Origin of the sequence: Mesorhizobium sp. M0152 (genome assembly GCF_040322415.1) — a bacterium.
In the GTDB taxonomy this organism is placed as follows: domain Bacteria; phylum Pseudomonadota; class Alphaproteobacteria; order Rhizobiales; family Rhizobiaceae; genus Mesorhizobium.
Genome location: NZ_JAMYTH010000010.1, coordinates 172,809 through 184,697, shown reverse-complemented (window position 1 = coordinate 184,697; position 11,889 = coordinate 172,809). Strand labels below are relative to the sequence as shown.

Genomic DNA, 11,889 nt, shown 5'->3' with positions numbered 1-11,889 from the left:
CTGGTTGATGTTTATAAGAGACCGCCCCCCCGTCGATGGGGGTTGTGGTGTCGAGCGACGCTGGACGGAGTGGGGGTCGACCCTTGGCGCAAGGCGAGGCGATCCTTGCGCCTGGTGCCCTTCCTACGTCCGTTCGCGGCGGTTGCCAGGTGGTTCCCCCACTCCGTCTCGGCTTCGCCGAGCCACCTCTCCCCCCTCCGGAGGGAGAGGAAAGGAGCCTGGCTGGGGCGCGCCACCGGCGCAGGGAGATACGCCTTATTTCTTGAGCACGGCGTTTGCCTTGGCGGCTGCCTCCTTCAAGCCTGTCTCGGGGTCCACGCTGCCTAGATAAATCTTCTGCATGGCGTCGGACGTGATCTGGGCGATTTCTTCCCAGCCCGGAATGACCGGCGCGAAGCGGGCGTCGGGCAAGAGCGCGGTGAAGGCGGCCAGATCGGCATTGTTGACGTAGTAGTCCATCTTGGCCTCCTCCTTGTTTACCGGCAGGAAGCCTTCGCCTTGCGTGAACTTGGCACGCTGTTCGGTGGTGAACAGGAAGTCGAGCAGCTTCCAGGCTTCGTCCTTGTTCTTGGAGTTCTTGAACATGATGATGGAATCGGTGACGCCATAGGTGCCGCGCGCGCCGGTCGGTCCGGCCGGAATGGCCGCGACGCCATATTTGAGGTTCGGTGCCTCGTCCTTGATCTGGTTGGACAGGAAGGGTGCCGTGATCATCATGCCGACCTTGCCCTGCTTGAACAGGTTCTGCACGTCCTCGCGGTTGTTGGACGTGACGCCAGGCTCGGTCAGCCCCTCGTCGATCATCGACTTGTAGAGCTTGGCGGCCTCGAGCGCGCCTGGGGTGCCCAGACCCGAAGTGCCGTCCTTGTTGAGGATCTCGGTGCCCTGGGACCACATGGCGTAATAATAATAGACGTCGGTCTCGATTTCCTTGCCTTGGAGGCCGAAACCAAACGAGCCGGACCCCAGCGCCTTGATCTTGCGGGCATCTTCCTGCAGCTCGGTCCAGCTTGCCGGCGGCTTGGCGATGCCGGCCTTCTCGAACAGCTCCTTGTTGTAATACAAGGCGCGCGCCGAGGCAGCGATCGGCAGGCCGTAGGTCTTGCCGTCCATGATCGAGGGCGACAGGAACGTGTCGATGAAGCGGTCCTTGAAATCGGGCGTGATGTGGCTGTCGAGCGGCTCGGCGACGTCCTGCTGGACGAAGTCGATCAGCCAGCGCGTGCCGATGATCGACAGGTCGGCATTGGTGCCGGCGGTGATATCGGTGGTCAGCTTCTGCAAGAGCACATCCCACGGCACCACTTCGAACTTGACTGTGATGCCGGGGTTCTTCGCCTCGAACTCCTTCTTGACCTCTTCGAAATACGGACCGGTCTTGGCGCTGTATTCTGCGACGGTGACGCGTACCTCACCGGCCTGCGCCTGTGCCGCCAAGGCCAGCATGCTCATTCCGGCCATCAGGCCGGCAGTCCATTTCGCAAGGCTCATCTGATCTCTCCCATTGGTCCGCGCTTGTGCCGATCGCTGACACAAGGTTATGTGACTTTCCTACATTATCTCGGAATATCCGGCATGCAAGCGGATTATTATGTTGCTAAATTACATCCATTTGATAGCCTGCCGGTGTCTGCCTGACATGCCGGAGGAGCACGGAGCGTGGTTTCGAGAGCCGAATTCGAAGGCCGGACCGTTCTTGTAACGGGTGCCGGCGGCGGCCTTGGTTCGGCGATCGTCACACTGCTGGGGGAAAGGGGCGCACGAGTTGTCGGCTGCGACCAGACGGGCGAGGCGCTGGCAAGCCCGCACCTTGCCTCGCGCCATGTCTTCGACCTTCTCGACCGGGCTTCGATCGAGGCAGCGATCGCCGCCGTGCTCGACAGGGATGGGGTGCCCGATATCCTGATCAACAATGCCGGCTGGACGCGCGCCGAAACGCTTGCGGCGCTGACGGCGGACAAGATAGAGCACGAACTCGACCTCAATTTGACCGGGGTGATGACTTTCGCCGACCCTATTGCCAAGGCAATGGCCGCGCGCGGTTCGGGAAGCGTCGTCTTCATTTCTTCCGTCAATGCCATCGCGCATTTCGGCAATCCCGCCTATGCCGCCGCCAAGGCCGGCATCAATGCCTATGCGAAATCGATTGCCGTCGAACTTGGCCGCAGCGGCGTGCGCGCCAATGTCGTCTGTCCGGGATCGATCCGCACCGCCGCCTGGGACCATCGCCTTGCCAAGGATCCCGAGATCCTCGGCAAGTTGAAGCGGCTCTATCCGCTCGGCCGCATCGTCGACGCCGGCGAAGTGGCCGAGGCGGTGGCTTTCCTTGCATCCGAGCGCGCATCGGGCATAACAGGCGTGGTGATGCCTGTTGATGCTGGACTGACCGCCGGCTGTCTGCCGTTCATCGACGACATATTGGGAGCGTAACCATGACCGACGTGGAGTTCCGCGACCTGTCGAAATCGTTCGGGCAGCACAAGATCCTCGAGAACATCAGCCTCGATATCAAGAGCGGCGAGTTCGTCGTGCTGGTCGGCCCGTCCGGCTGCGGCAAGTCGACCTTGCTGCGCATGCTTGCCGGCCTTGAGACGATCACATCAGGCGATCTCCTGATAGGCGGCGTGCGTGCCAACGACCTGCCGCCGCAGGCCCGCAACATCGCCATGGTGTTCCAGTCCTATGCGCTGTTCCCGCATCTGAAGGCTTCGGAGAATATCGGCTTCGGCCCCAAGATCCGCGGCGAAGCGCGCGTGGCGGTAGAGGCAAAAGTCAAGAAGGCGTCCGGCGTCCTCAACCTGTTCTCTTATCTCGACCGCTATCCCCGGCAATTGTCGGGCGGCCAGCGCCAGCGCGTCGCCATGGGCCGCGCCATCGTGCGCGAACCGTCGGTCTTCCTGTTCGACGAGCCATTGTCCAATCTCGACGCGCAGTTGCGCGTGCAGATGCGTACCGAGATCAAGGCGCTGCACCAACGGCTGAAATCGACCATCGTCTATGTCACCCACGACCAGATCGAAGCCATGACCATGGCCGACCGCATCGTCGTGATGGACCGAGGCAGGATTCAGCAGGTCGGGCCGCCGCTGGAGCTCTACGACAGGCCGGCCAACAAGTTCGTCGCCGGCTTCCTCGGCTCGCCGTCGATGAGCTTTGTTTCCGGGGCGCTCAGGACGACGCCCGAGAAAACCTGGTTCGAATCGACCGGCGGTGGGCGGCTTGCGCTTGCCGGCAAGGCGGTGCCGGCAGGCAGCCCCGTGGAGGCCGGGATCCGGCCCGAGCATTTCGTCATCGGCGAAGCCGCCGACGCGATGGCGATCAAGGTGGACGTCGTCGAGCCGACCGGCTCCGAAACCCATGTCTACGGGGTCATCGGCGCCGATGCGGTGCGGGCGGTCTTCCGCGACAGGGTGCCGGTCAGGCCGGGCGACCTGCTGCCGGTCTCGGTCGCTCCCGGCAATATCCATCTGTTCGACACGGCGACGGGCCTGCCTATGCAGACGCACACGTGAGGACGCCGGCCGACATCATCACGCGGCTGCAACTAATGTCGCAGGACGGCACCAAGTCGGACCGCCGGCTGGCCGGCCTCGTGCTCAGCGACCTCGACTTCGCCTCCAAGGCAGCGATCTCCGAGATTGCCGCGCGCGTCGGCGTCAGCGAGCCGACGGTGACCCGCTTCTGCCGCAATCTCGGCTGCGAGGGCCTGCGAGACTTCAAGTTCTACCTGGCGCAGGCCATCGCCATTGGCGGCCAGTATCTGTCGCCCGAGCCGCTGAGCCGCGACGCCCGCGAGCAGCGCATCGCATCCGTCATTACCGAAGCGGCGATATCGGCAATCCAGCGCGCCAGCGAAAACCTCGACATGAAGACGCTGGTCGATGTCGGCGCGCGCATCGCGGCCTCGGGCAACGTGCTGTGCATCGGCTCCGGCGGCATCTCCTCGATGATGGCGACCGAGATGCAGAACCGACTGTTTCGCCTCGGCCTGCCGGTGCTGGCGCAGATCGACGGCCAATTGCAGCGCATGTACGCCGCCGTCGCCACGGCCGAGACCACGCTGGTCGCTTTTTCGGTTTCCGGCTATGCGCGATCGGTCATCGAGGCGGTGCAGGTCGCTCAGCAATATGGAGCCACCACCGTCGCGATCACGGCACCCGATTCGGCGCTTGCCAAGACCGCCGACACGGTCATCCACTTGCAGCCGCTCGAGGATGGCAACATCTACAAGCCGACATCGTCACGCTATGCGCTGCTGGCGATCGTCGACATGATCGTGACATCGGTCGCGGAAGCGCGCGGACCGAAGGTGCTGGAGAATTTGCGCCGTATCAAACAGAGCGTGAACACGCTGAAAGTCGACGATCCGCGCCTGCCGCTGGGCGATTGAGCCTTTTTGTTCGCCGCATTGATGCGGCGCTCAAAATGAGCTCAGAGCCTCGATAGCCTTGGCCAGCGCCATGGGATCGCCGAGAACGCGCAGCATCTTCAGCCGGGCCGTACCGCCAGCGACGACCGACACGGTAGATGCCGGCACGCCCAGTGCCTTGGCGACCGTTCTTTCGAGCGCTTTGTTGGCGGCGCCGTTTTCCGGCACGGCGCGGACGCGCGCCTTAAGATGGCTGCGTCCGTCCGCCGCCGTCTCGATGCCTTCAATCCTGTCAAATGCCGCCTTTGGCGTTAGCCGGACAAACAGATCGACGCCGTCGTCGCGCAAGCGAAACGGCGCGCTCATCGGATCGCGGATTTAGGCAACCCAGGACCAGACCGTGGTGACCAGGAACTGCCGGATGAAGAACAGGATCAGCAGCAGGATAATGGGCGAGATGTCGATTCCGCCGAGGTCGGGCATGAACCGGCGGATCGGCCGCAGCGCCGGCTCGGTCAGCCGGTACAGCGTGTTGCCGATGGTGCCGACGAACTGGTTGCGCGAATTGACGACGTTGAAGGCGTAGAGCCAGGAAAAGATCGCCGAGGCGATGATGATCCACCAGTAGAGGTCAAGCGCCATGACGATTGTTTGAATGAGGGCGATCATGCCGGTCTCCAATTGTTGCCGACATGTAGCCATTGCACGCGAAACCGGCAAGGGCCGCCTTCGCCGTGTGCCGGCCAGGAGCCTCGAGTCTGGGGTTTTCGGCAAAACCCCGCCTTGACAGGAAACCACCGCGCCCGATAAATGCGCCATCCGCTGGACGGGGCTGTAGCTCAGCTGGGAGAGCGCGTCGTTCGCAATGACGAGGTCAGGAGTTCGATCCTCCTCAGCTCCACCAGCGGAATAGTCGATTTTCCTCTTCGTGCATCTGCAAAACGCAATTCCCGCGGGGTTCGGCGCGACGCGCCATGCCGAGGGCCGCGCCGCCCAAAATCCGCGATGTACCGGGCTTGAAGCGAAGCGGTTGTCAATTAGACTTATGCGATGACCGCCGCCGGATTGGCGATATTTTTTTGGACGCCATCTCACAGAGTGACGTTATCAAATCAATTTTTTCTGTGTGTTGTGACAAGGCGTTTCGGCGGGGGCGACTGAAGGCGCTATATCGATTTCGAGTCGAAAATGAAGCCTGCGGAAGCAAAGACGTGTCCCTTCGCGAGAATCTCGCTGCAAATCTCAGACGGCTCTGCAAGGGCCACGCCTCCGTCAGTGCGGTCTGCCGCGAGCTTGGCATAAACCGTACGCAGTTCGAACGCTATCTGCAGGGGCAGACCGTTCCGAACAAGGCCACCGCCAAGCTGATATGCGATTATTTCCGCGTCGGCGAAGCCGAATTGTACCAGGACCCCGGCCTGCCCGAGCCCACGGTTCCCGGCATGCCGCCGATTTCCGAGATATTGTTCAAGCAGATGATCCGCCCGCCCGCTCCATCGATCGCGGGAGGCACCTATTTCACCTACTTCTCGGTCCCGGCTCGTTCCGACCTGTTGATGCGGTCGGTGACCTTCATTCGCCGCGAGGCCGAACTGGTTACGTTCCGCCGGGTCACCGGATGGTCGGAGCGCCTTGGTTCGACATGGGCGCGCGCGCGCGCCAACCACTATGGGGTGGTGATCTCACGGCTGAACTGGATCTATTTCAGCGGCGTCAACCGCCGCCAGACGGGCGAGCCCTCGCTGATCTCCGTGCAATGGGCCCCCATCTCCGAGCCGGTGCTGACGGGCAAGGCCATGCTCCTCACCGAGGCCGGTCCGGCATTTGTATCGGTGATCATGCGGCAAGACATGGCCAACATCCGCCCACGGCACGCCATCCGCATGGCTCATGTCGTCAAGCTCGACGATCCGAGCGTAGACCAGCTTGTCGTCAGTCTCGCCCGGGATGATCCGGGCTAGCCCGTTCAACCGTCTCTGATTACGCTAAATAAGAATAAGTGTATCCGGAAAAAGCGTAGGTTGGCGAATGGCTACTCTCTATCCGGGTAAAACCGATTTTTTAGACTTTATCGCGAGGAAATATAATTAAGCTCACATTGGGCGTACTATAATTTTAACAAGTCGTTAACTCTTCCGATCTTACCTTTCTTCCCGCTGATCCCACTCTGGGGGTTTCGACGGATCCCATTGGGTTTCGGAAATCAACCCGGATCCGGCGGGCCGACGGTCAACTAGTCGACTTCTTATGCATGAAATAACCAGTAACGCGTTCCATGAGTTCAATCCGGGACAGGAGCAGAACGTGACGAATCAGTCCTTACGTCAGTCAGAGATCGATAGCCTCCAATATATTGCGACGATGGCCAATGAGCTGATGCAGATGGCCGAAGCAAACCGTTTTCCCATGATCTCTTATCTGCTGGGCATGGCCTATGCCGAGGCCTTCGACGTTCTACGCGGCGCACGGCCGGCCAGGCACGCACATCTCAGCGGCAATCCGATGCGTCCCAAGGCGCACGCCAAGGACAGCCGTGTCCAGTCAGGGAGAGCGTAAATCGGATGCGACCGTCAGCCATGTGCGCGACGGGGGATGCACTATCGGTAGCCACGGCTGGTCAAGTTCGTGAGATCTGTCCGACCGCACGCGGGCCGTTCCTGGAATTGCTCTAATTCCGGAGACTGAACACGAAGGGTGCCGTGCGGCTGATGCGGGATCCAAGCTCCGGCGGCGGTGCCGGCACCGTGGCGCCCTGCAGAACGGCGAGCGCGGCGCGGTCGAGGTCGGGGTCGCCGGACGAACGCACGACACGCGCCGATACCACCCGGCCGGATCCGTCCACGGTGAAGGTCACGTTCGCGTTGCCCTGTGAGCCCCTGGATTTCGCGACGCTCGGATAGCGCGTATGGCGCTTGATCCACGCCAGCAACCGCGACTCCCACTTGGCGGGGCTGACACCTGAAACCCCGGCCGCCGATTTCGGTGCGGCTGCCCTGACCGCCGGCTTCGCGTCCGCGCTTGCGGCGGCCACCGTCTTTGCCGGCTCCGCCTTTTGCTTCTTCGGATGCGGCTTGGGCTGTTCAACCGGTTTTTTCACCTTGGCTTCGACGGGTTTCTTTTCCTTGGCCGTTTCGACCGGCCTTGGCTGCGGCACCGGAACGACAACGTCCGGCTTGATCGCCTCGACGATGTCGGGAACGGTCTCCGCCAATGGCGGCTGTTCGGCCTGTTCGGTCTCGTTGGGCGGGGCGGGCTCGGTTTCGTCGGGTGGCGTCGTTTCCGGTTGCTCGGCGACCGGCTCTGTTTGCTCGACTACCTTCTCCGGCTCGGTTTCGGCGGCCCGCTCGGTCTCTTCGACCGGCTCGGCCTGGTCGGGCGTCGCCGCATCCAGCATGGCAGCCTGCTCCGGCACCGCCGGCGTAACCACCATCGGCGCCATCTCGATCACCAGCGCCGGCGGCGGTCCGCCATCCGTCTCGAGCGGATTGAAGTTCTGCACGGCATAGGCGACCGCGACATGGGCTCCAAGTATCAATGCCGCCGCAGCCGCCCACAAGCCGACGTCGCGCCAGCCGAAGCGCGACAGTTCCATCGTGGGCATGGCGGCCGTCATGGCGCCGCCGCCCCGGTGGCAGCGGGCGCCGTCTCCAGGCCGACCAGCGCGATTTTCAGGTAGCCGGCGCCGCGCAGCAGGTTCATCGCCTCCATCAGATCGCCATAGGCGACCGCCTTGTCGGCGCGCAGGAAGATGCGTGTCTGCTTGTCGCCCTTTGTCCTGCTGTCCAGCACGGCGGCAAAAGCCTGGCGCGGCACGGCGTCGTTGCCGATCGCCAGCGTGAGATCGTCCTTCAGCGTCAGGAACAACGGCGTTTCGGGCCGCGGTGCCGGCGTTGCGGTCGAGCCCGGCAGGTCGACATTGACGTCCACCGTCGCCAGCGGTGCCGCGACCATGAAGATGATCAGCAACACCAGGATGACATCGATGAACGGGGTGACGTTGATCTCGTGGCTTTCCTCGAGATCGTCATCCATGGTCTGTCGGATTCTGCTCGCCATGGCGCTACTCCGCGGCCAAGGCCGCAGCAGGCGCGACCGTGCGGAAATCCAGATCGCGGCTGACCAGCCGTTCGACGCCCGCCGAGGCATCGGCGAGAATCTGCCGGTAGCCGGCTATCGAGCGGGCAAAGACGTTGTAGATGACGACCGCCGGTATCGCCGCGACGAGGCCCATCGCGGTGGCCAGCAGCGCCTCTGCGATGCCGGGCGCGACGACCGCCAGATTGGTGGTCTGCGCCTGCGAAATGCCGATGAAGGCGTTCATGATGCCCCAGACGGTGCCGAACAGTCCGACGAAAGGCGCGGTCGAGCCGATCGTGGCCAGCACGCCCGTGCCGCGCGACATGCGCCGCGATGCCGCCGCCTCGATGCGCGAAAGACGCGAGGTGACCCGTTCCTTGAGACCGTCGCCCGAAACATGATCGAGTGCGCCAGCCGAAAGTGCGGTTTCTTCCTCGGCCGCCCGCACCAGCAGTGCGCCGGGCCCGCCGCCGCGGCTGAGCATCCGGCTCGCCTGTTTCAGGGTCGCGGCGTCGCCGATGGCGCGCGCGGCGCGACGTGCACGCAGCTTGCCGCCGAAAACCTCCAGCGATTTCGCCAGCCATATCGTCCAGGTGACGAGCGAGGCAAAAGCCAATCCGATCATCACGGCTTTGACGATGACATCGGCCGCCATGAACATGCCCCAAGGCGACAGATCATGCGGCAAGGCCAGATCCATCGCTGTGGAAGGTCCGGGTTCGGCCGGTGCTGCCGCGCTGGTCTGGGTGTCTGGCTGCTGTTGCACCGGTGCCATCGTGGCCGACGGAGCGACCGCCGGTCCGGCGGGCGCTGGTGCGGTGGGTGCCGATGTGGCAGCAGCAGGGGCGACGGGCGCCTCGACGGCAGGGGCAGCACCCGCCGGCTGCTCCTGGGCCGTGGCGCTGCCAGCCGACAGGATGACGGATGCGACCAACGCCGCCAACAAACCATTTCTCGACAACAGCTTCTTCCTTGTTCTCACAGCGGCAAGCCGCTCCCGTTCGCTGCCCGTAGGCACGGCCGTCATTGCACATAACCGACGGGCTGGCCGGTGACGGGGTGCGCGAACACACCCATCTCCACGCCGAAAATGCCTTTCAGCACATCGCCGCGCATGATTTCGCCCGGCGTGCCGCGCGTCAGCAGCTTGCCGTCTTTCAGAGCGATCAGCTCGTCGCAATAGCGCGCCGCCATGTTGGGATCGTGCAGCACGACGACGACGCAGAGATCGCGTTTGCGGCTGAGATCCCTGACCAGCCCCAGCACCTCGACCTGATGGGCGATGTCGAGCGCCGAAATCGGCTCGTCGAGCAGCATGACGCCGGCATTCTGAGCCACCAGCATGGCGAGCCATGCGCGCTGGCGCTCGCCGCCGGACAGCTCGTCCACCAGCCGCTCCGTGAAAGCTTCCATGTCGGTCAGGGCCAACGCCTCCTCGACGTGCCGCCTGTCCTCGTGCCCGAAGCGGCCAAGCGCGCCATGCCAGGGATAGCGGCCGAGCGCTGCCAACTCGCGCACGGTCAGGCCGGTCGCCGCCGGCGTCGTCTGCGGCAGGTAGGCAAGCGCGCGGGCAAACTCGCGCGCGCGCCATTGCGGCAGCGGTCGCCTGGCGAAGGTGATGACACCCGAGCTCGCCGCCTGCTGGCGTGCCAGAAGCTTGATCAGCGTGGACTTGCCCGATCCATTGTGGCCGATCAGCCCATAGACGCGAGAACGCTCGAGTTCGAGCGAAACCGGACCGAGCAGCGTCCGCTCCCCCACGGCAAAGCGCACCGCGTCGATATGAAAGGCAGTTTGGGCGTCAGTTCCAGCCACGGTCATGGCTTTTCTCCAGTGCGGCCGCCCGCATGCCAGATTTCTGGCTTCGGCAAGCAACTGGCCGGTTGACTATGAAACATGACCTTACTAGTCAAGATTGAACATGACTTCAATCATCAACAAATCGTCGTCACGGCGACGCCGCGGCAAAGTTCCTAGCAAGGTATGGGGGTGCTGCGCGAAGCCTGCGACCGCAACTTTCAGTGCCTGATGATCTCGGACGCCTGCGCCAGCGGGGACCAAAAGGCGCACGAGGCGGCACTTCACAAGGTACATCGAGGACGGGGCTTCGGCGCGCTGGCGGATTCAAGCGCTGTTATCGCAGACCTGTCACGGCTTGGTGACAGGCCTGAAACAACAGAAGCTTGATGGACCTTCAGCCCGCAGCGCGCGTTTGCAGCGCTGCACGGGACGCGTAAGCTCCAGGCTGGAAAGCGTCGGTCTCGCGACGCGCCAGCGAGTTGCGCAGCAGGGCGATCGTTTCCCGGCCGACCGTCGCGATCTCGCGCGGCGCGTCGACACCGACGATCATGAATTCATCGATTCCGAGAGCCGCGTAGGCAAGCAGCGACAAGGCCGCTTGAGCCGGCGGCCCGGCGACATCGACGGCCTTTTGGCCGGTGCCGGAAGCACCCTGGTGAATCCTGACCGGCAGCGCAAAGCGCAACTTGCCGGCCCGGCCGTGTTCGGCGGCGGCGCCGCGCACCCGCTCCATCAGCTGCCGAACCTCGTCGATCGAGCCTGGCGCCAGTTCAAAGACATCGGCATGCCGGCCGGCCACCTTGAGCGCCGTTCCGGATTGCCCGCCCATGCGGATGATCAGGTCGGCGCCATGAGGCCCCTTGCGCGGCACATAGCCGCCCTTGATGCTGTAGAACGCCCCTTCGTGATCGAAGGGCCGGTCGTTCGACCACAGCCGCTTCAGCAACACCAGATATTCGTCGATGCGCTGCCAGACGACAGTGTGGCCGACTGGACGCGTTTCGGCATCGTCGTCGCTCAGCGGCTCGCTGATCATCCTGAGCGCCAGCCGCCCGCCGCTTTTCCTGTCGATCGAGGCCAACTGGCGGGCCGCTACCGTCGGGTCGACCACGCCAGCCCAATGAGTAAGGACGACTTCCAGCGACGAGGTGCGATCGAGCACCTGGGACGCCAGATCCATGTTGGTCAGCAGTCCGGCCGAATCGTCGACGACGATCTTCTGGAAACCACCGTCCTCGATCAGCCCAAGCTTGGTCGCGGTCTCGGCAAAGTCGTAGAAAAAAGGAACCGCGACGTCGGCGGGGTGGGACTTACCCGGAACATGCGTGAACTCGATCGGCATTGCCATCTCCTCCATCTCTGGAATCACGGATGCGGTGACATTCGAATCACAGTGCGCGCAAGCGCACCGGGATCCGGTTCATTCAACTCCGACTGCATGAAAACGGCGGGGCACCAATCCAGGGCCGACAGTCACCTCAGGGAATGAGGCCCAGGACGACCGCCCCGGTGAACACGAACGCAAGGGCAAAGACAACATAGGCGAAAGCCCCGGCATAGGCCGGGCGAAAGGTCTGGGCATTGGCCAGCCTCTGGCCGCTACGATCCGTCTGGGCGTTTTGGATATAGGACATATCGACCTC

14 protein-coding genes, 1 tRNA gene and 1 pseudogene are annotated in these 11,889 nt (G+C 63.4%); 7 read left to right on the top strand and 9 right to left on the bottom strand.

Annotation, left to right across the window (positions count from 1 at the left end; genetic code table 11):
* Window positions 1-255: 255 nt before the first annotated feature.
* Entirely contained in the window at window positions 256-1,491 is a 1,236-nt protein-coding gene (locus NKJ26_RS13715) for an ABC transporter substrate-binding protein (RefSeq protein ID WP_352695725.1), read from the bottom strand.
* A 168-nt stretch (window positions 1,492-1,659) separates the two neighbouring features.
* Here NKJ26_RS13715 and NKJ26_RS13710 point away from each other — a divergent pair, with 168 nt between their 5' ends.
* From NKJ26_RS13710 to NKJ26_RS13700, 3 genes are read left to right on the top strand one after another with little or no spacing between them, the layout of a single operon-like run.
* On the top strand, window positions 1,660-2,430 hold the full coding sequence (locus tag NKJ26_RS13710; RefSeq protein ID WP_352695724.1) for an SDR family oxidoreductase: 771 nt from the start codon (window positions 1,660-1,662) through the stop codon (window positions 2,428-2,430).
* A gap of 2 nt (window positions 2,431-2,432) precedes the next feature.
* Complete coding sequence (locus NKJ26_RS13705) at window positions 2,433-3,512, top strand: ABC transporter ATP-binding protein (RefSeq protein WP_352695722.1); 1,080 nt, start codon at window positions 2,433-2,435, stop codon at window positions 3,510-3,512.
* Complete coding sequence (locus tag NKJ26_RS13700; RefSeq protein ID WP_352695720.1) at window positions 3,509-4,390, top strand: MurR/RpiR family transcriptional regulator; 882 nt, start codon at window positions 3,509-3,511, stop codon at window positions 4,388-4,390. Before NKJ26_RS13705 ends, NKJ26_RS13700 begins: the two co-directional genes overlap by 4 nt.
* Window positions 4,391-4,420: 30 nt before the next feature.
* Here the strand turns inward: NKJ26_RS13700 and NKJ26_RS13695 are convergent, their stop codons facing one another.
* Both NKJ26_RS13695 and NKJ26_RS13690 read right to left on the bottom strand, forming a co-directional pair.
* On the bottom strand, window positions 4,421-4,735 hold the full coding sequence (locus NKJ26_RS13695) for a DUF167 family protein (protein WP_352695718.1): 315 nt from the start codon (window positions 4,733-4,735) through the stop codon (window positions 4,421-4,423).
* Between the two features lie 12 nt (window positions 4,736-4,747).
* Entirely contained in the window at window positions 4,748-5,038 is a 291-nt protein-coding gene (locus tag NKJ26_RS13690; protein ID WP_027025683.1) for a YggT family protein, read from the bottom strand.
* Window positions 5,039-5,197: 159 nt separating this feature from the next.
* On the opposite strand from NKJ26_RS13690, the gene NKJ26_RS13685 reads away from it, so the two are divergent.
* From NKJ26_RS13685 to NKJ26_RS13675, 3 genes are all read left to right on the top strand, one after another.
* Window positions 5,198-5,273: transfer RNA gene (locus NKJ26_RS13685), tRNA-Ala, on the top strand.
* A gap of 307 nt (window positions 5,274-5,580) precedes the next feature.
* Complete coding sequence (locus NKJ26_RS13680; protein WP_352605917.1) at window positions 5,581-6,330, top strand: helix-turn-helix domain-containing protein; 750 nt, start codon at window positions 5,581-5,583, stop codon at window positions 6,328-6,330.
* 343 nt (window positions 6,331-6,673) lie between these two features.
* Window positions 6,674-6,925, top strand: a complete 252-nt coding sequence (locus NKJ26_RS13675) for a hypothetical protein (protein WP_352605919.1) — start codon at window positions 6,674-6,676, stop codon at window positions 6,923-6,925.
* Window positions 6,926-7,037: 112 nt separating this feature from the next.
* Here NKJ26_RS13675 and NKJ26_RS13670 read toward each other — a convergent pair whose 3' ends face one another.
* From NKJ26_RS13670 to NKJ26_RS13655, 4 genes are all read right to left on the bottom strand, one after another.
* A complete protein-coding gene (locus NKJ26_RS13670) occupies window positions 7,038-7,982 on the bottom strand; it encodes an energy transducer TonB family protein (protein WP_352695717.1) in 945 nt (314 codons plus the stop codon).
* Entirely contained in the window at window positions 7,979-8,425 is a 447-nt protein-coding gene (gene exbD, locus NKJ26_RS13665; RefSeq protein ID WP_352605923.1) for a TonB system transport protein ExbD, read from the bottom strand. The genes NKJ26_RS13670 and exbD overlap by 4 nt, the downstream gene beginning before the upstream one ends.
* Before the next feature lie 4 nt (window positions 8,426-8,429).
* Window positions 8,430-9,407, bottom strand: coding sequence for a tonB-system energizer ExbB (gene exbB, locus NKJ26_RS13660; RefSeq protein ID WP_352605925.1), 978 nt, complete (start codon window positions 9,405-9,407; stop codon window positions 8,430-8,432).
* A 62-nt stretch (window positions 9,408-9,469) separates the two neighbouring features.
* Window positions 9,470-10,267 carry an ATP-binding cassette domain-containing protein gene (locus NKJ26_RS13655; protein ID WP_352605927.1) on the bottom strand — a complete coding sequence of 266 codons (798 nt, stop codon included), beginning with the start codon at window positions 10,265-10,267 and terminating at the stop codon, window positions 9,470-9,472.
* A 171-nt stretch (window positions 10,268-10,438) separates the two neighbouring features.
* On the opposite strand from NKJ26_RS13655, the pseudogene NKJ26_RS13650 reads away from it, so the two are divergent.
* Window positions 10,439-10,633: pseudogene (locus NKJ26_RS13650) on the top strand (cysteine hydrolase family protein); the annotation flags it as partial.
* Between the two features lie 7 nt (window positions 10,634-10,640).
* Here NKJ26_RS13650 and NKJ26_RS13645 read toward each other — a convergent pair.
* Both NKJ26_RS13645 and NKJ26_RS13640 read right to left on the bottom strand, forming a co-directional pair.
* Complete coding sequence (locus tag NKJ26_RS13645) at window positions 10,641-11,588, bottom strand: LLM class flavin-dependent oxidoreductase (protein ID WP_352605929.1); 948 nt, start codon at window positions 11,586-11,588, stop codon at window positions 10,641-10,643.
* A 136-nt stretch (window positions 11,589-11,724) separates the two neighbouring features.
* The gene (locus tag NKJ26_RS13640) at window positions 11,725-11,880 is read right to left on the bottom strand and encodes a hypothetical protein (protein WP_023760893.1); all 156 of its coding nucleotides are present in this window, start codon (window positions 11,878-11,880) and stop codon (window positions 11,725-11,727) included.
* Window positions 11,881-11,889 lie beyond the last annotated feature (9 nt).